The sequence below is a fragment of the Oceanobacillus kimchii X50 genome, assembly GCF_000340475.1.
Classification (GTDB): Bacteria; Bacillota; Bacilli; order Bacillales; family Amphibacillaceae; genus Oceanobacillus; species Oceanobacillus kimchii.
The window spans coordinates 2,449,566-2,469,159 of the sequence record NZ_CM001792.1; the positions used below are offsets into that span (position 1 = coordinate 2,449,566).

Here is a 19,594-nt window from a genome sequence, read left to right on the forward strand (position 1 = left end):
TCCATGTAGTCCATTATATGTCTTCGATAAAAGACGTATGCTATAAACGGAATCTGACGTAGATGCTCAAACTAAAGGAATATGTTAGCTATTCGTTCATATGATTTTTTCCTATCCTGATAATTTGAAGTAATCGTAAGTATCATAAATTCATCACATTGATATAACTGTTGTAATGTTTGTAGTTGTTCTTTTACTTGTACAGGATTACCAATTATCATATTAGAGAACATATCATTATTTTGATTATCTACTTCAATTGATGTAGCTTTTTGATTCCACGTAGATGCTTCCTTAGCTATTTGTAAAGCTTCTTCTTCAGTTTCCCCACAAATGACGGACACAGCAACAATTATAGACTTTTTATTCTCTGTTAAATCTTGATACTTTCTTATGATTTTAGGACCATCACTATCCGTCATAAAGTGTCCAAACACATAAGCAAGATTTTTTTCTGCTGCAAGAACCGCACTTTTTTCACTCGTTCCTAATAGCCAAGGGTGTGGGGGTTCAATTGTCCGGGGCGAAATATCTATTTTTGCATATAAATGGTCTTCTGGAAAATCATCGTACAAAAAATGTAATAATTCATCAATTAAAGTAGGCATATCGTTGACTTTACTCAAAAAATCCCCAGCAAGCGCAATAGATGCTTCTGCTGATCCACCAGGGGCACGTCCAATTCCTAAATCAACTCGTCCCGGAAACATGGAAGCTAACATATGGTATCTTTCAGCAACAGGAAAAGCACGATAATTTGGTAACAGAACTGCTCCAGCACCAATTCGTATTGTTGACGTCTGGCTACCAATTATAGCTAGTAAAATATCTGGTGAAGGGCTTGCTAATTGTGGCATACCATGATGCTCTGCAATCCAATAACGATGATATCCCTTACCCTCAGCTAATTTAGCTAATTTAATTGTCTCCTCCAACGCTTGTTTTGAGCTAGCGCCTTCTAAAACTGGAGACTGATCTAAAATACTAAGCTTCATCTTTATTTTCTTCCTTCCATACAAGATTATCTACCATTTTTTCAGCTGCTTTCCGAAAGAAGTTACTCATCCCTGTGAAACTTAAAATAAGTAATACTTGTTGTAAATAATCTGCTTCAGATACTTCTTTATTATTAATTTCTTCACCAACTGAATTTTGTTGACTTGATATAAATTCTTCAAATAACTCTACATTTTTTTCAATTAATCGTAGATAACTCCCATAAAATTCTCCCAGTTGAATGTCTCCTTCTGAAACTTGATGATTAATACCTTTTAATGTTTTACCAACATCACTTATCGATAGAGCACTTTTCATTTGATAAATCATCGCAATCAATAGTATATGATCTTTGGAGTACTTTTTATTTTTAATTGGGAATAACAACTTTCCTTTAGCGTAATTATTAATCATTGTTTTCGTCAGAACTTTTTCATCATCATTCCGCTTTGATGAACTAAACTTGCTTTCAAAAAGTTGAATAACTTGATCCATATATAAATCAATATTTGGAATTTCTTCTAGTGATAATTGGTTAGATAATGTTAAGTCCTCTAATTGCTTATAAATATCCATTATTATTCTCCTCATTTTGATTTGATACATATTATACTTTCAAAACACGGATATGTAAATATTGACTACATCACGAAATATATGTATTATCATTATATAGTTTTAAAAACTACATAAAGGAATGAAGGTGTTAAAATGAATAAATATATTAGAGAACCTATGAATGCTTTTACACATTTTATTGGCATTGTCTTATCAATCATTGGACTAGTTTTTCTTGTCGTTAAATCAGCACAAATAAGTGCATCTGCTCAAACAATTACTGCAGTTACTATATTTGGAGTCAGTTTAATCCTCTTATATACAGCATCTACAGTTTATCATTCCATCATCGCACAACCACCAGTTATTGCTTTTTTGCGTAAGTTGGATCATTCGATGATATATGTTCTAATCGCAGGTACATATATCCCTTTTTGTTTGATTAGTCTTAAGGGAACAATCGGCTGGGTCTTATTTGCAATTATTACTGGTCTTGCGTTGCTTGGAGTTTCCTTTAAACTTATATGGTTCCACTCCCCTAGATGGTTATCTACGCTGCTATACGTATTAATGGGTTGGATAGTTATCTTATATAGTGGATCTTTAGCTCCTGAGATTGGGTTGCAAGGAATGTTCCTGTTGATTTTAGGGGGGATTTTGTATACTGTTGGCGCAGTTATTTATTGGTTAAAACCAGACTTTTTACGTTTCCGTTATTTCGGTTTTCATGAGATCTTTCACATTTTTATTTTACTTGGAAGCATTTCTCATTATCTATGTATCTATGTTTATGTATTAATTTAAATGAGCAATGACGTATCCATTTTACGGGTGGCTGATGGGCCTTCTCTTTCAATTTTTGAGCTTGGCATCATCTAGCCATACGCGCCCGTAAAATTTACTTTTTATATTAATCTAGACTCAACCATTTAAATCTATACTATCTATATCTTTACATTTCAATCATTTCTGTTTGAATATAATGATAGATTAATTTTTCTGTGTGAATTAACGAAGATTCATGTGTTCGTTCAAAAGCGTGAGATGCATCAATCCCAGGTCCAATTAGTCCATGTATAATATCGTTGCCTGATTGGATAGCTGCTGAAGCATCTGACTGGTAATAAGGGTATATATCTAATTTATAGCCAATATCATGTTGTTTTGCTATATTCACAAGATGTTTACGAAGACCATAATGGTACGGACCTGATGAGTCCTTAACACAAATAGAAACTGTATATTCATCTGTTGATTGGCCATCACCAATTGCTCCCATATCGACAGCTAAATATTCCACTGTTTCAGGAGTAATGTTTGAATTTCCCCCATAACCTATTTCTTCATTATTTGAGAATAAAAAATGAGTTGTATGAGGTAGTTTTATATTTTCTTCTTGGATTTGTTTTATCACTTGTAATAATATACCTATACTTGCTTTATCATCTAAATGTCTAGACTTAATAAAACCATTATCAGTTATCTCTACTCGAGGCTCAAATGATATAAAGTCTCCTACTTCTATTCCTAGCGCTCGTGTATCATTGGCATTATGTACTTCTGCATCAATTCGTATTTCGATATTCTTTTCACTTCTATCTAATGAAGTTGCTTTATGGTAAACATGAACTGCGGTTTGATGCATTAAAATCGTACCTGTAATAGTATTGTCATTAGACATATGAATAGTACAGTATTCTCCTTCAATATAATTAAATGGAAAACCACCAATTCGTTGAATCTTTAAACGCCCGTTATCTTTTATTTCCTTAACCATTGCCCCAAGCGTATCGACATGCGCTGTTAAAAAGCGATGTTTACTATCATTTTCTCCTTTGACAGTGGCAATTAGACCTCCTTTATGATTTCGTTTTGTTTCCACTCCTAACTGTTTTAAGTGATTTTCTACAAAGGATATCGCATTCGTTGTATAACCAGTTGGACTTGGGATTTTTACTAATTGTTCAATTAGTGCTTTTGTTGCTTGAGCGTTTGGATAACTTTTCATTCAAAACACACTCCTTATGTAATCATCTTCACTTAGTTTAACTCAATAATCCTAAATATCATAGTTTTCACACATTAGTATCGTCACGAAAGTGTCATTAGTTTAGAGGTTATATAAGTTGTTTCTGTATGAATTATTTAGTAATCTGTTAACGACATAAAATTTAGGAGGTTATTCTTATGAAAAAAATATCCACGCTACTGTTTGTAGCCACTTTATTCCTTTTTAGTGCACATACTGTATTTGCACATACACATTTGGATTCTTCAAATCCAGAAGATGGTTCAACACTTACAGAGGCAATAGATACAATACAGTTATACTTCGATACTGTTATTGAGCAAAACGCATCATTACAAATTGAGAATAGTGAAGGAGATACGTTTGAAGCCACTGATATTTCCATAACTGATGGTGAGCTTGTTGCAACATTAGAAGAAGATCTAGCTAATGGTTCTTACACAGTGACTTGGGATATTATTGGTGTAGATGGTCATGCAATGCAGGACTCGATCTCATTTGAAATTGATGCTGATGAAGAAGTAGAAGAATCTTCAGAAGAAGATATCGAAGAATCGAATGCTACTGAAGAAGATGAATCAATGACTGAAAATAATCAATCTGAATCGGACGATTCAACTACAGCAGATGAAACTAATGAAGAAACTGCTACAGATTCAAGCTCTAACACCATGATTATTACAATTCTTCTTGTAGCAATTATCGCTATTCTTGCAATTGTATTAATAAGAAAGAAAAAATAAGCTATGTTTTTCTTCACAATATGGAGTGAGACGTTACTTTATTTATGTTTCTCTTTCCTTGCGGGAGCATTTATTCTAAGATGGATTCCCACTAATTCTAAACCAACTATTAAAATATCTACCTCTTTACAATTATTTACGGTATTTAGTATTGCATTATTATCTTTTATTCCTCTGATACAATTAATTATACATGTCGCAGGAATGGAAGGGATTGGATCTGCTGTTGAATCTATTCTACTCACTTTCCGAATCGGAAATGCTTGGCTGTTTACATTTATTATTTGTATAGTGACGGCATTTTATATAACAATTTTTGGGAATGATCATCGGCAAATTTTCATTATAGGAGAGCTATTTCTTCTTTTTCTTCTTACTATTGGAATTGCCTGGTCAAGTCATGCTGGAAGCATAGAAGGAGTTTATGGTATAGCAATCCACACTATGCATGTATTAGCAGTTTCTGTATGGTCAGGGATATTGTTAATAGTAGGTTGGTTCTCATCGAATTCATCGAATTGGCTAGCCTTTCTAAGGTGGTTTCATCCAACTGCAATTGGTTGTTTTCTATTAATTATCGTAAGTGGCATATTATTAATGAACGTCACTACAGCTGGAGCGGATTATACAGATACCTTTTTAGTCTCCTATGGGCAAAGCTTGTTACTCAAGCATTTATTTATTATTCCATTAATTTTATATGCATTGATTAATGGTTTTTGGATGAAACAAAGGATAAAAAAAGATCCCACATATAACCCAAAGCCATGGGTGCGTGTGGAATTCTTTATTATTACTATCATTTTCATTATAACTGGTGCTCTTAATGAACAATCCCCACCGATGAACCTTGAGAATCTCATAGAACATGGAGGATATGCACCATTGTTAAATATGTTTTATAATGGTTCGTTAGAAGGTAGTAAGGTTGCTCTGATTGCTACGGATTCCGGTTTATTCTTTGCAGTAATAGCTTTGATATGCCTTATTGGAAGTTTATATATTTATAGAATGAAAAAAAATGCAACACTTTCGTTCTTAGTATCCGTTATTTTTGTTGTATTGGCTTACTTTGCTATTATCCAAAGCATTGTGATTAGTTAATTACATTACTAAAAAAAGGAGATTGGACAAAAATCCGATCTCCTTTTTTGTACGTTATCTTATAGTTACTTTTACAGTTTTAACTCCCCAGCTACGAGCAGCATTTTTATCAGAAATAAACACATCAATTTTCTTCCCTTTAATGGCACTACCAGTGTCTGCTGCAATAGCAACACCGTATCCTTCTACTTCAACAATACTACCAAGTGGTATAACTTCAGGATCTACAGCAATGACTTTCATATTCGGATTTTTTTTCAAATCAATACCATTATATGAAGTCTTACCCGAACATCCTTTACAGTCTGCTGTATAAGCGGTTGATGTTACTGTAAATGTCTTTTCATCATTATTGGATGTTGGCTTTTCTTCCTTAGCTTTATCATTTGAACTATTACTTTTGTCTTCTTTTTTAGATGTAGAAGTATTTAACACTTCACGCTTAGGTGCTTCTTTCTTTGCTGCTTGTGCTTTCTTTTCAGCCTCTTTTGCAGCAATTGCTTTAGCTCTTGCTTCCTCTTCTTTTTGAATGTCGGTTTGGATATTATTTTCTAGATATGCTAATTCACTATCCGACATTTCTAGTTCTTCCACCATTGCTTGAAGACTGTTTTTCTTATCTTCTAGTTCAGATTGCTGATCCTTTTGTACAACAAGCTTCTCTTCAACTTCTACCTTCATTTGATCTTGTTCATCTTTTAATTCATTTAAATCATTTAACTTTACTACAATTTGTTGCTTATTTTCTTCTAATTGCTTCATGTCTAACTCTTGTTGCTCAATCAATGCAGCATCAGAATCTGTAATTTTATTTACCGCACTTACACGATTAACAAAATCATGAAAGCTTTGAGAACCAAATATCACTTCTAAATATGTGATATCTCCACCAGTCTGTTGCACAGATACTAAACGATCTTTTAATATGTCAAATCGTTCTTCGATTTTTTTCTCTAATTCTTTAATTTCTACTTCTAAATCAGATATATCATTCATTGTGTCATTCATTTTTTGTTCCGTATCATCGATAAGTGCTTCTTTTTCTGCTAATTCTACTTGTAGACTATCAATTTCATTATATAATACATTTAATTCTTCTACAGCGTCCATAACCTTTTGTTGTGAGTCAGACAATTCTTCTTGAATCTTACTTCTTTCATCTTTAACTTCTTTTAAATCCTCTTTGGAATTTGCATAAACAGGATTTTGAAAGATAGATACTATGAAAGTAAGTATAACCACAATTGATAGCAATCTGAGTGATTTTTTCATTATTAAGCTCCCCCTTTGCTTTCTTGGTCTATCTCGAAAAATTGAGTGTACAAATCATTTATGTATTTCTAAATTTTTCATGTTCATCCTAAAATTAGAACATATGCAGTGTAACATCTAGAGATTTCAATGGCATTATCATAGTATTACATTTATGTATCATGTATTGAATAATTAAAATATAACGAATATATAGTCAAGAATAATAGCTGGTAGATCTCAAAAAAAAGAACTATCTCTATGTATAAGAAATAGTTCAATTATTGTTTGAGTCGATTTAAAAATACTAATTTCAATTTAAATAAGTAGTTATATACTACATGTTCATATTATAGAAACAACTTAACTCTAATTGTAATGAAAGATGAAGAACTCCTCTTCAGAATAGCTCGAGCTTGAGAACCACTTGAAAAGTGTTCTTTTTTTCAAGTTAGCTATAAAACCGATGCCTCTAAAAAGTTCCCCGTTTGTGGATTTCAAACAACATATACACTATGAAACATGATAAAGATATATTTCCCATGGAGATTCTTCTTGTTCAAACCGCTTTTCAAGTACTAGATTAATTTCTTCGGCATTATCAATAGGTACGGCTGAGAGTATATACTCTCCACCTAAGTTTTTTAAAGCTTCTGTGTTAATATCTAATTGTTGAATAGGCTCATTTTTATCTTTTGTAAACATATAATTTTCACCATGATCTGCTACATACATATACAATCTCCCTCCCCAAGTGTCAAAGTAATTCTTTAAGGAAGGATTTTTATCTAGTTCACCAGCTATAATTTCTCGGAATTCATGCTTATATTCTAAAGGAAAGCTATTGTTATATGTGTCCAACGTGTAAAATCCATTATATTGTGCAATTGTTGGATGCATTCCGATACTAACAACGCGATAACTAGATGGATCCTTACCGATGTATTGTTGAATTTCTGTAAACAATTCTTCCGAATAAAAGTCGTTAAATGTTGGAGTTCCAACCTCTCCATATTTTATATCTTCAGTTAACACAAATAAATAAAGACTTTGGGCAATTAATACGAGAATAACGAGATATTTACCTAGCTTTGCATATTTCCAAATAACCGCTAAAGCAACCGCAAATGCGATATACCAAATGGTAGGATCGAGAAAATGGATTCTTGCAAAGTTAAATGTATTAACGATCGATATCTCATCTTTTATTACACGCCATCCTTCCCAATACCAAAATGCATACCAAAAAGAAAGGACTAAATTACTTAAAAATAGCGTTATTAATAATTTGGGCTGAATTTTCTTATATATGGCCAGAAATAAAGCAAAAAGAATGATTGGAACAATAATATAAGCTTGATGTGCTTCATCATGAGTATGTCCATATAAGAAATTTTCCCACGCTAATTCATAACTTCGCTCAAACGAATTATACCCTAAGTCAAGCTCTTCTCGATGAGTAGTAAAATTTGAGTCAAAAAACATCGATGTTATTAATAAGTAGTTCTTCACAAGATACATCGATGTCATTAAACATATTGCTTTAAAAAAACTCCAATTCCATTCTTTTTGTCGAATATAATCAATCAGCCATAATACAACCATTAATCCTACGAAAAATACAAAACTTAAAATAAAATTCGAAAAGAACGGTATTATCACTAATAATATCCAAGCATGTTTCGGTGCTTCGGATTTATATTTTCGAATGTTTAAAAATACATATAAAGCTAAGGGAATACCTGCAATGGATAAAGCTCCTGATGGCCAATAAGGTAACATTGCAAATGCAAGTGATACACCAACGGTAATCCACGGAGTAGTATCTTTTGCTAATACAAACCGTGTTAATAGTAGATACATCCCAAAATAAGCTGCCAGTCGCATAATTGTTTGGCTGATCGTATATGCAGTCATCGGTTCAAATAATACATACAGCCAAACGACAGCATCAAATGGTGACGGTAAAGCGCTGCGGGGCAAACCATCGATTGCGTATGGGAGCATCACATCTTTTAATGTAAATATTTGTCCGCTTTCGGCTAAAACTTTATACCATACAACGTTTGAATCCATATTATCATGTATTCGTATATGTGTATTTTCACCATTAATAAAATAAGGTGAAAGATATGCGATAATAATTAATACACCAAGCCATAACCATTTATGCTGAATAAAATTGTTGAATAGTTTGTATGACATATGCGACATCCTTTTTCGTTATTCCGTAATAAAGTGGTAAGCGTAGAAGTCTGCTACTATGAGAAGTTGTATAAACATCTTCACCTGAAAAAGATCCATAGTATTTGCCAGCTTCAGATTGGTGTAATGGAACATAATGGGTTACAGCCATAATTTCTTGTTCCTTTAAGTATTTGATAAGTTCATTTCTTTCTTCTTCTGTTCTTGTTTTAATGTAGAACATATGAGCGTTGTGCTTATATCCAGTCGGTATGGTTGGTAAATCTAGAATTCCCTTCTCTTCTAATGGTTTTAATCCTTTCTGATACAAATACCAAGCAGCAAGACGGTCTTGATTAATAACTTCTGCTTGGTCCAATTGAACAGATAAGTATGCCGCATTTAATTCACTCGTTAAATAAGAAGATCCAATATCTCGCCATGTATATTTATCGACTTCCCCACGAACAAATTTAGAACGATCGGTTCCTTTTTCTTGTATTATTTCTGCACGCTCTACAAAAGCTTCATCATTTATGATAAGTGCTCCGCCTTCTCCACATGTATAATTTTTTGTATCGTGAAAACTAAATGTTCCTAAATGACCAATAGTTCCTAATGGACGGCCATTATATTGACTTTTTAAACCTTGTGCAGCGTCTTCGATCACCCATAATTGATGTTCGTTAGCCAATTTCATGATAGGAACCATATCACAAGCAACACCCGCATAATGTACTACTACGATCGCTTTGGTTCGGTGACTTATTGCTGCTTTAATCGCTTTAGGATCAATATTCATTGTCGTTGGTTCTACATCAACAAAACGGATATGTGCGCCTCGCAATGCAAATGCATTGGCAGTAGACACAAATGTGTAAGATGGCATAATAACTTCGTCTCCCTCTGACACATTTGTCAAAATAGCAGACATCTCTAATGCCGCCGTACAAGATGGGGTTAATATTGCTTTTTTTGCGTCTAAATGATTCTCCAACCATGTAGTACAATATCTACTAAAACGGCCATTCCCAGATAATTTTTGTTCTTTAATTGCCTCAGCAATTGTTTCTTCTTCTCGCCCTATATGACAAGGTACATTAAATGGTATCAACTGATCACCTCATTACTATAATTCCTAGTATAATTAATCCAAATCCAACCATTTTTTGTGTACTGATTGGTTCTCCAAAAAATATTGCCGATAGTATAAAAACAAGCACAAATGATAGACTCATAAAAGGATATGCATAACTGATATCAAATTTCGTCATGGCAGCCATCCAACTCAATGCTGCAAGAAAGGCTGCTACAAAACCGGATAAAATCCAAGGATTCCATATCATTTGTACTAGAAATAAAAATTTATCCATCAAACCAGCAGGAAGTTCCCCTTGTTTATCCATCGTCCATTTAATAATTAATTGACCATATACAGTGAAAACAATGGTCCCTACAATATATGCATAAGCCATAGCTATTCCCTTCCCCCGAATTTCCCATTTAATTTGTGATACACATCAGTGGCAGGACCGAGACGGAATCCTAAACCAAGAAATACATTTAGGGAAGCGGGGTTACTAGGGGATATTGACGTCTTCAGTTCAGTATGGCCAGTTCTCTCAAACTGTTCTTTTACACACGCACCCGCAAATGCAGTAGCCATACCCTTACCTCGGTAATCCTCATGCATTGCTAATAACAATATTTGATCATCTTTATATGCAAAAAAGCCAGCAATTTTCCCGTTTTGTTTGTAAGCTAAAATTAATCGTTGATCAATTAAATCTTTAACCCAATTACGGTATCTTTGATCTGCCATATTATTTGGTATATTAAAATCACGGTGGTACCTGCCACCTTGGAATGCTTCTTCTGCAATATTAAGTATTTCCTCCTTATCAAAGGACTCTGTAAAAGAAACCTCTTCCGCCCTCTCAAATAGGAAGCGATTCTTTTTACAAAATGGTGCAATTAGTGTATCTGTATAATAGAACCCATAATCATGTAATAGTTTTGTATCTTCAAATGGTTCTACTTTCACTGTAAAATGGCCTTCTACTTGATCCGTTTCTTTTAATGCTGCTTCACTATATTCTGTTAGTTGATATGTTTCAACTGGAAAATTACGTCGATCCCAAGGTGTAGGTTCTAAGTACATTTTTATCATCTAATCAACCCCATCTTCTTGTTTTTCTCCTAACATATTTCGAACAGTATAAATCGGTCTGTTTTTTGTTTCATTAAAGATTTTACCTAAATATAAACCTATAATCCCGAATTGGAAGAATATTAATCCTCCAATAAAGAAAATAGATACCATTACACTCGTCCAACCCTGTACATGTTCATCTAAAAAGAAATACCGCCCAAATAAATAAACTGCATACACAAAAGATGCAAGTGACATCAAAAACCCAAAACTAATTGATATACGAAGTGGTCTATTCGATTGGGAAACAATTGCATCGGTCGCTAAGCTAAATAGTTTTTTAAGATTATAAGATGATTTCCCTTCTTTTCGTTGATCATGTTGCACTGGAATTTTAGTCTGCTTGAATCCCAACCATTTTATAAACATCGGGTAATATCTATTTTGCTCTCTCATTTTCCGATAACTACGTGCAACCTTTGCAGAGATAATACTGTAATTGGCAATAGATGCGTCACTTTGTTGACCAGCGAAGTAATCATAGATTTTGTAAAAAAGTTTGGAAGAAAGTCGTTTCATTGAATTATCTTGACGTTTAACTCGCTGAGCGAATACAACATCGTACCCTTCCATTGCTTTTTCAAATAATACCTTAATTTCCTCTGGTCGATCTTGCAGATCACAATCCATGACCACAACCCAATCTCCTTGAGCATAGTCTAATCCAGCTGTTATCGCATGATGTTGCCCAAAATTTCTAGCTAAATCAATTCCTTTAACTCTATTATCCTGTTCATGTAAACTTGCAATCACTTCCCACGCTTGATCTGGACTTGCGTCGTTGACGAGTATTATTTCATATTGAGCGGGAATGGACTGTATCGTCTCTTTTATTCGACTACATAATTCAACTAGGCAGGTCTTGCAACCATAAACAGGAACAACAACTGAAATCAATGGTTCATCTTTGGAATAGATTCCCATTTTCGTATATACCATTCTATTGTTTGTTTCAGCCCATTCTCTAATGTTTGTTTTGGCTCCCATTGTAATTCATTTCTTAATTTACGATCATCAATTGCATATCGTAAATCATGTCCTTTTCGATCTTCGACAAAGGTAATCAAATCCTGAAATTCCCCTAATTCATATTTTGATAACAAGTCAGGGCGTAAACCATTTAAGATATCACAAATCTGATTCGTAATTTCAAGATTTGTTCGTTCGTTTCTGCCACCGATGTTATATGTCTCTTGAGATTTCCCAAAATGATATACTGTATCTATTGCTCGACAATGATCTTCCACGTATAACCAATCACGAACATTTTTCCCGTCACCATAAATCGGAATTTCTTTGCCATTTATCGCTTTTTCAATAATTGTAGGGAGCAATTTCTCTTGATGCTGTCTAGGACCATAGTTATTCGAACTAGAAGATAATACAATATTCATACCATACGTATATCCAAAACTTTTCACCATCAAATTCGCACCAGCTTTCGATGCACTATATGGATTTCTAGGATCATAAGGAGTTTCTTCTGTAAACATTCCTTCTTCTCCAAGTGAACCATATACTTCGTCAGTAGATATATGGTGAAATCGTCTACCTTCCAGTTCTCCTTTTTCTTCCCAGTCATTGCGTGCTGCTTGTAGTAAATTCAATGTACCTACCACATTCGTATCTACAAAAGTTCGCGCATCTTCAATAGACCGATCAACATGCGATTCTGCTGCAAAATGAATTACTCCATGGATATCAAAGTTTTGAAATACTTGCCCCACAACCTGTTCATCTGCAATATCACCTTTTACAAAATGATAGTTAGCGTTTGAATCTATTCCTTTGAGATTTTGCAGAGATCCTGCATAAGTTAATTTATCTATATTAACAATGGGAACTTCCGGATACATATCCATAAAATAATGGATAAAATTTGAACCAATAAATCCAGCCCCACCTGTTATTAAAATCGCTGACTTATTCATTTTCTACCAGTCCTAACATTGGATGATGATCGATTGAATCCCAATATTGCTGATGGTGCTTTCTTTCAGCAATCTCCATTAGATATTGACCATAATCATTTTTTTCCATTGTTTTGCCTCTTTCATATAATGCTTCTTTAGAAATATATCCAAGGTAAAATGCGATTTCTTCCAAACATGCAATTTTAAAACCTTGACGTTGTTGTGTTGTTTTTATAAATTCCGCTGCATCAAATAGTGATTCTTGCGTGCCCGCATCCATCCATGCAAATCCTCTTCCTAACAACTCTACATCTAGTTGATTGCACCTCAGATACTCTTTGTTAACATCCGTAATCTCTAATTCTCCTCTGTCAGAGGGCTCTAAATTCTTCGCAATGTTAACAGCTCGATAATCATACATGTATAACCCAGTTACGGCAAAATCAGATTTGGGATCTTCTGGCTTTTCTTCAATAGAAATTGCTTTTTGGTTATGATCAAATTCAACAACTCCGAATCTCTCCGGATCTTTAACCCGGTAACCAAATACCATGGCATGTTGATGTTTTTTAATCGCTTTTCTTAATAAAGTTGTAAACCCTTGACCGTAAAATATATTATCTGCAAGCATCAGTGTGACATCATCTGTACCAATAAAATCTTCTGCAATTATGAGAGCTTCCGGAATTCCTTTTGGTTCTTCCTGCACTCGATAAGTTATAGTAATTCCTAAATGTGAACCATCGCCCAGTAACCTCTCAAAACGAGATGTATCTTCTGGTGTACTGATTATCATTATTTCTTTTAAACCACCTAGCATTAATACTGATAGTGGATAATAAATCATCGGCTTGTCATAAACCGGGAGTAAATGCTTATTTAAGCTATCCGTACTTGGAGACAATCGAGATCCGCTTCCACCTGCAAGTAAAATCCCCTTCATTACCAACACACCTTCCTAAATCGTAATATCGTTTAATGCTGCTTTTGCTTGTTTTGAAATAGCGTTTCCTGTTCACTTGTTCTTTCCCTTTAATTATAAGTTTATAAACTTACATTCTTATTTCAAATATATTTCACTTGATTATCATTCAGTTGGACATAATACAATAATAAAATCATAGACATATCCACGGTTTTTATACTTAAACACAACAAATAAGCATGAAGATATACACTATCTTCATGCTTTTCTCTCTCATAATTATTCTCCTGTCTTAGCAAACACTTTTATGCGGTCGCCAATTTTGTCACGAACCTGCTGAAATATAGCCCACTTTTCCTCTTGTGTACCCTGTGCTTTTGCAGGATCCTCAAATCCCCAATGATCCCTTTTTACTTGTGGAGGAGTCATTGGACATTTATCCTTCGCATCTCCACATAAGGTAACAACAAAATCAGCTTTATTTAAAATATCTTTATCAATTTGATCAGAAGTTTGAGCTGTAATATCAATATCCACTTCTTTCATTGCTTTTACAGCACTTGGATTAAGCCCATGTGCTTCAATTCCTGCACTGTGCACATCCCATTCTTCACCTAGAATTTCCTTTCCCCATCCCTCTGCCATTTGACTGCGACATGAATTTCCTGTACATAAGAAATAAATAATTTTTTTAGACATATTAAAACTCCTTTAATTTATAATCATTAACCATATATACAATCCTACAAGTGTCATAAATAAGACAGGTATCGTTATTACAATTCCTGTTTTAAAATAAGTTCCCCACGATATTTTAACTCCTTTTTGAGTTAGGACGTGAAGCCATAATAATGTTGCTAAAGAACCAATTGGTGTAATTTTTGGACCTAGGTCTGCACCAACAACATTAGCATAGATTAAAGCCTCGCGTACCATCTGACTTGTTGAAGTTTCAGCAATTGCAAGAGCATCAATCATAACGGTTGGCATATTATTCATAATGGAAGATAAAAATGCAGCAATGAAGCCCATTCCCATAGTTGCTGCAAACATCCCTTGATTTGCAACAACTTGTATCACGTCAGCCAAGACATCCGTTAATCCAACATTTCGTAGTCCATAAACTACGACATACATGCCAATGGAGAAAAAGACAATATTCCATGGTGCTCCCTTTATCACCGCCATCGTATTGACAGCCTGACTATACTTCGCAACAACTAAAAATATAATGGCAATCACACCAGCTATAAATGATACTGGAATACCAACAAACTCACTAACTAAATACCCGATTAATAATAGTCCTAATACAAACCATGATAATCGAAACATGCGATAGTCTTTAATCGCCTTACGTGGTTCTTTCAATTTGGAATAATCATAGGTCCTAGGAATTCGTTTTCGAAAATAAACGAAAAGTACAATAATACTAGAAACAAGTGCAACAATTGTTGGTACAATCATATGTGTGGCGTATTCAATAAATCCGATTCCAAAAAAGTCAGCTGACACAATATTCACTAAGTTACTTACTATTAAAGGAAGTGAAGTTGTATCTGCAATAAAACCACTCGCGATTATAAATGGAAATACTATTTTTTCATCAAAATCTAGAGATCGCACCATTGCTAATACAATTGGTGTTAAAATTAATGCTGCCCCATCGTTTGCAAAAAATGCAGCAACAAAAGAACCAAGCACACATACATAAACAAACATTAGAATGCCATTTCCTTTTGCAAGACGTGACATATGTAGTGCAGACCATTCAAAAAATCCAATATCATCTAATATTAATGAGATTAAAATAATAGCAATAAAAGTAAGAGTTGCATTCCAAACAATCCCTGTTACATCCCATACATCACTAAAGCTAACAACACCAAAAAGTAATGCTACAATTGCTCCCCCACAAGCTGACCACCCAATATTTAAATTCTTTGGTTGCCATATCACTAATATGAGCGTGAGTAAAAATATAACTGATGCAATAATCACTGATGACAATCTAAATTCCTCCCTAACATTCCAGTGGCTTTTCTTTTGTGATTACATTTTTTACTTTTGTATTTTCTGGATTAATTGTTTTAAGAATCTGCTGAACCATTGAATAATAAGGAGATTGTTTGTTCATTGTAAAATACCTCCATTGGCCTTTTCTTGTTTCCGTAATTAATTCTATCTGTTTTAATTTACGTATGTGCTGACTAATTGCCGGCTGACTTATTTCAAACATCTCAACAAATTCACATACGCAGTATGTTTTACTTTGTAAGAAATATGCTATTAAAATTCGAGTAGGATCACTCATTACCTTTAGTAACTCTGTTAATTCTTGAACTTCGAATGTAGTTTCGGTATGAACCATGGTTATCTCCTCCTCGAGTGATTATATAACCACTTGCTTATATAAGTCAATATTTATATAAAGTAGAGTTTTAGCTTTTTTTGTGGATCAATCCCGCTGGTTGATCAAGAATTCAAATATAATGATGAAAATAGGTGGCATGATGAGTGACCATTTTTCTGTTCCTCAGGATTTTTGGGCACTCATCCACTCTATGAGTGACCATTTTTTCTGCTCCTCAAGATTTTTGGGCACTCACCCACTCTATGAGTGACCATTTTTTCTATTCCTCAAGATTTTTGGGCACTCATCCACTCTATGAGTGACCATTTTTTCTATTCCTCAGGATTTTTGGGCACTCATTAATTTTTTCTTATTAAAGTTCAAGAATATCGTTTAGTTGGTAAATTAGATTTTTTAATTAATCATACTCATCGACTAATTTTGGAAAGAAGCTGCAACATAAAAAAGCCATCAACCAAATGGAAGATGACTTTAAACAAGCATAGTTATTAGAATTTAAATCAAAATAACAAAAGTGTTACCACGACTTTATAAATAATATCACACCAATATTAGTTATGTATTGGTGGAGACGGAGGGAGTCGATTGGACGAGTTTTCAATATGTCTAAAAATGCTCAAAAATGCTGATATATAAACATTTACACCATAAAGGAAAAATGAGGAATAAACATATATTTTTATTAAATGTATACCGTTTTGTATTCCATTTAAAAGAGAGGGATTACCCTCTCTTTTTTAAATCAATCAAATGTAAAGTTATATTCAATTTCATCAGTTATTTTTTCATAAGAATTTAAATCTTCAATTGCGTTAAAAACAAACTTCACTTCATTTATGTCTGAATTCTTAATGACGAATGACTGTACATAATCATGTTGAACGTTTCCTAAAAATTCCGTTTCGTAACTTTGCAATAAAAATTCTTCCATATCTGCATTTATTTGCTCTTTTTGATCGGTAACAATATTTTTTAAATTAGACCAGTATAATTCATCATCCGAAGTATTTTCTACATTATACCTTATTTGAATATATGTTACTTCATCTCCAACTTCATGACTTACAAATTGACTAAGGTGCTGCTTAAACGCTTGAGTGCTATTAGTATTTTCAATTAATTTCGCGTTTATCATTTCTATTTTTAAAGGACCTTGTTCAATCGTTTCATTAAATTCTTTTATATTAATTAATTCAACTTTTCCAGTATCTCCGTTTACAGTTTGACCTATCTCTATAAGTTCCCCCTCCCTTTGTATCTCTTCATTACTTCTTTCCACTTTGTTTTCTTCAGGTTGTTCCGATTTTTGAACTTCTTCTTTATTGGACTCGGTTTCTTGAGCGGCTTCTGTGTCTTTGTCGCTACATCCGACTAATGCTGTAGCTATTAATAGCAAAATCAAACTTCTTTTCAATTCTTTAACCCCCTGTTTCTTTGTACCTACATGTTACCATATATTTCATATTTAATGGACGACTTTTCACAAAGTTCTTTTAACTTTTTCTTTCGATTCGAGGATAACGTATACCATATCAATGTTGGTCTGTGGTTATATTGTTGGTGGATTATATAAGAGAGGTCTTTGTACTTTAGTATCTTATCTTTATTAGTGGCCATGGTCTGTTGATTGTCTATTTCAATAAAATAAAATTCCCCATTACGTTTAAATGTTGCATCTGGTATTAGTTTATTATCTCCCCAGGTAACGGGACGTTCTTTCTTCCAATCTTTAGGCATTCCTAATTTAATATAAAGAGCATTTCTCATTAATGTGTGAACGACTTCCTTCCTATTTAATATCCCTTGATTCGAACCGATTAATTGCTTACCTCTATTGGATAAGTAATATATTTTTTTTTCCATTCGAGCAGCAAGTATTAGTTTATCATTTTCCATTCTTGCTAATATACGCTGTGCATTACGATCACCGCCAAGGTTATTAATTATCTGTAATTGTTCCCTTGTGGCATACGTCAATTTATCCAAACTCAACAGTATCTGTTCGTCTCTCTGTTGTCTTTGTAGTTGAGCTAACATATTGCTTAAACCTCCCTTTTATTTCATCATCACTTACATATGGCACTTGTATTAATTGTTTATCAGATGTTCGATAAATTGCTCTACCTTTAATATTTATATCCTGTGCGCCTTGTTCATCAATGGATATTCTAGAAGCCAACTCTGTAGGTACACGAAAACTTATTTTACAGTCTGCATTTTGTTTAATCTGTCTTGGTAATGTGTCTGCAGTTGGATATTGAGTAGCAAACACTAAACGATAACCTAACGCACCGGACACCCTTGCTATATTGGATAAAGCGTACTGACAATAATCTAGTTTTTTTCTTTCTTCTTTATCCATATATTTATGCGGCACAAGTTCAGCTCCTTCATCCACAATAATAAATTTTCTGCGCTTGATATTGGTATTTAATACATTGTTATATCCCTTTTGCTTGAAATGAGCCATATCTAATTCAATATCTACAGCTAAGTCCCTTAATAAGTCATAGGCTTGTAATGGACTACTCGCCACCTTTTTGACTTGCTTGTAATTATGCTGACTAAATTCCAGTCCTCCTTTAAGATCAATAATGTAAAACTCCACATCATCAGGATTAGAATAAATCAAATGAGATAAAATCAATTTTAACAGTACAGTTTTACCATGTCTGGTCATCCCTGCTATAGTCATGTGAGGTATTTTATCAAAATCATGCATTACTGGACCATCTAATGATTGACCAATAGGTAAAGTCCATCCATCCGATTGGATCCAATTGTAAGCAATATTAGTGGGTATTCGATTCTTATATACTTTAATGTGCAGCTTAGTCTTAGCAAATGTTATTTTAACTGGCTTATTTAATACCTTTTCAAGTACCTGTAATTTATCATCGTCCACAAGTCCATACGGTACATGGTAGCTATATAAAGTGTAGTCGTCAGTACGATGTGTTTTAAAATGCTTTGGTTCATAATCTTTTGTTTTATAGTTTAAATTTCGGAATGTATGCTTAATTTTATCTTTGTCTGATTTATTCCATTTTGTAGCTGCATAAAGAGTAAAAGCAGACAAGCACCCACCTATAAGTAATTCCATATTCGCACCCCTATTCGTACGTATATACGCTTTGGTGTTCGTAGTGTTACCTATTCGTGCGTATATTCGTTTGTTGATGCAACAGTAATTAAGGCAACGTAAGTAAACATTTATTTACTGTGCATAGTAAAGTCTATGTTGTGAAATCCGAAAAGTTTCCGATTTTTTTATGTAAGCTATCAAATAAAGGGATTTACTATAC

At 33.7% G+C, this 19,594-nt stretch carries 20 protein-coding genes; 3 read left to right on the top strand and 17 right to left on the bottom strand.

What is annotated here, in order from left to right; translation table 11 throughout:
- Nucleotides 1–71: 71 nt before the first annotated feature.
- Both C794_RS12735 and C794_RS12740 read right to left on the bottom strand, forming a co-directional pair.
- Nucleotides 72–995 (bottom strand): MsnO8 family LLM class oxidoreductase, encoded by a 924-nt coding sequence (locus C794_RS12735; protein WP_017797524.1) that lies wholly within the window; start codon nucleotides 993–995, stop codon nucleotides 72–74.
- Entirely contained in the window at nucleotides 985–1,572 is a 588-nt protein-coding gene (locus C794_RS12740) for a DUF1836 domain-containing protein (RefSeq protein ID WP_017797525.1), read from the bottom strand. The genes C794_RS12735 and C794_RS12740 overlap by 11 nt, the downstream gene beginning before the upstream one ends.
- Nucleotides 1,573–1,707: 135 nt before the next feature.
- Between C794_RS12740 and trhA the strand changes: the two genes are divergently transcribed.
- A complete protein-coding gene (gene trhA / locus C794_RS12745) occupies nucleotides 1,708–2,358 on the top strand; it encodes a PAQR family membrane homeostasis protein TrhA (protein ID WP_017797526.1) in 651 nt (216 codons plus the stop codon).
- Nucleotides 2,359–2,506: 148 nt separating this feature from the next.
- Here trhA and C794_RS12750 read toward each other — a convergent pair whose 3' ends face one another.
- On the bottom strand, nucleotides 2,507–3,562 hold the full coding sequence (locus C794_RS12750; RefSeq protein WP_017797527.1) for a M42 family metallopeptidase: 1,056 nt from the start codon (nucleotides 3,560–3,562) through the stop codon (nucleotides 2,507–2,509).
- Between the two features lie 179 nt (nucleotides 3,563–3,741).
- Here C794_RS12750 and C794_RS12755 point away from each other — a divergent pair, with 179 nt between their 5' ends.
- On the top strand, nucleotides 3,742–4,326 hold the full coding sequence (locus C794_RS12755) for a copper resistance CopC family protein (RefSeq protein ID WP_017797528.1): 585 nt from the start codon (nucleotides 3,742–3,744) through the stop codon (nucleotides 4,324–4,326).
- A 3-nt stretch (nucleotides 4,327–4,329) separates the two neighbouring features.
- Nucleotides 4,330–5,430, top strand: a complete 1,101-nt coding sequence (locus C794_RS12760; protein ID WP_017797529.1) for a copper resistance D family protein — start codon at nucleotides 4,330–4,332, stop codon at nucleotides 5,428–5,430.
- 54 nt (nucleotides 5,431–5,484) lie between these two features.
- On the opposite strand, the gene C794_RS12765 is transcribed toward C794_RS12760, so the two are convergent.
- From C794_RS12765 to C794_RS12830, 14 genes are all read right to left on the bottom strand, one after another.
- Entirely contained in the window at nucleotides 5,485–6,702 is a 1,218-nt protein-coding gene (locus C794_RS12765) for a PcsB-like coiled-coil domain-containing protein (RefSeq protein WP_017797530.1), read from the bottom strand.
- 492 nt (nucleotides 6,703–7,194) lie between these two features.
- Nucleotides 7,195–8,886, bottom strand: a complete 1,692-nt coding sequence (locus C794_RS12770; RefSeq protein ID WP_017797531.1) for a DUF6044 family protein — start codon at nucleotides 8,884–8,886, stop codon at nucleotides 7,195–7,197.
- A complete protein-coding gene (gene rffA, locus C794_RS12775) occupies nucleotides 8,849–9,979 on the bottom strand; it encodes a dTDP-4-amino-4,6-dideoxygalactose transaminase (protein WP_017797532.1) in 1,131 nt (376 codons plus the stop codon). Before rffA ends, C794_RS12770 begins: the two co-directional genes overlap by 38 nt.
- A 4-nt stretch (nucleotides 9,980–9,983) precedes the next feature.
- Nucleotides 9,984–10,340, bottom strand: coding sequence for an EamA family transporter (locus C794_RS12780; RefSeq protein WP_017797533.1), 357 nt, complete (start codon nucleotides 10,338–10,340; stop codon nucleotides 9,984–9,986).
- Between the two features lie 2 nt (nucleotides 10,341–10,342).
- A complete protein-coding gene (locus C794_RS12785) occupies nucleotides 10,343–11,035 on the bottom strand; it encodes a GNAT family N-acetyltransferase (protein ID WP_017797534.1) in 693 nt (230 codons plus the stop codon).
- The gene (locus tag C794_RS12790; protein WP_017797535.1) at nucleotides 11,036–12,001 is read right to left on the bottom strand and encodes a glycosyltransferase family 2 protein; all 966 of its coding nucleotides are present in this window, start codon (nucleotides 11,999–12,001) and stop codon (nucleotides 11,036–11,038) included. It abuts the gene before it with no gap.
- Nucleotides 11,971–13,008, bottom strand: coding sequence for a dTDP-glucose 4,6-dehydratase (rfbB, locus tag C794_RS12795; RefSeq protein ID WP_017797536.1), 1,038 nt, complete (start codon nucleotides 13,006–13,008; stop codon nucleotides 11,971–11,973). Before rfbB ends, C794_RS12790 begins: the two co-directional genes overlap by 31 nt.
- Nucleotides 13,001–13,933 (bottom strand): glucose-1-phosphate thymidylyltransferase RfbA, encoded by a 933-nt coding sequence (rfbA, locus tag C794_RS12800; protein WP_017797537.1) that lies wholly within the window; start codon nucleotides 13,931–13,933, stop codon nucleotides 13,001–13,003. The genes rfbB and rfbA overlap by 8 nt, the downstream gene beginning before the upstream one ends.
- Before the next feature lie 261 nt (nucleotides 13,934–14,194).
- Nucleotides 14,195–14,614, bottom strand: a complete 420-nt coding sequence (gene arsC, locus C794_RS12805) for an arsenate reductase (thioredoxin) (RefSeq protein WP_017797538.1) — start codon at nucleotides 14,612–14,614, stop codon at nucleotides 14,195–14,197.
- Between the two features lie 12 nt (nucleotides 14,615–14,626).
- Entirely contained in the window at nucleotides 14,627–15,925 is a 1,299-nt protein-coding gene (locus tag C794_RS12810) for an arsenic transporter (RefSeq protein WP_017797539.1), read from the bottom strand.
- 13 nt (nucleotides 15,926–15,938) lie between these two features.
- Entirely contained in the window at nucleotides 15,939–16,286 is a 348-nt protein-coding gene (locus C794_RS12815; RefSeq protein WP_017797540.1) for a metalloregulator ArsR/SmtB family transcription factor, read from the bottom strand.
- A gap of 745 nt (nucleotides 16,287–17,031) precedes the next feature.
- Nucleotides 17,032–17,703: a hypothetical protein gene (locus tag C794_RS12820; protein WP_017797541.1), complete on the bottom strand. Its 672-nt coding sequence runs from the start codon at nucleotides 17,701–17,703 to the stop codon at nucleotides 17,032–17,034.
- A gap of 26 nt (nucleotides 17,704–17,729) precedes the next feature.
- Nucleotides 17,730–18,326 (bottom strand): replication-relaxation family protein, encoded by a 597-nt coding sequence (locus C794_RS12825; protein WP_017797542.1) that lies wholly within the window; start codon nucleotides 18,324–18,326, stop codon nucleotides 17,730–17,732.
- Entirely contained in the window at nucleotides 18,268–19,392 is a 1,125-nt protein-coding gene (locus C794_RS12830; RefSeq protein ID WP_017797543.1) for an FtsK/SpoIIIE domain-containing protein, read from the bottom strand. The genes C794_RS12825 and C794_RS12830 overlap by 59 nt, the downstream gene beginning before the upstream one ends.
- Nucleotides 19,393–19,594 lie beyond the last annotated feature (202 nt).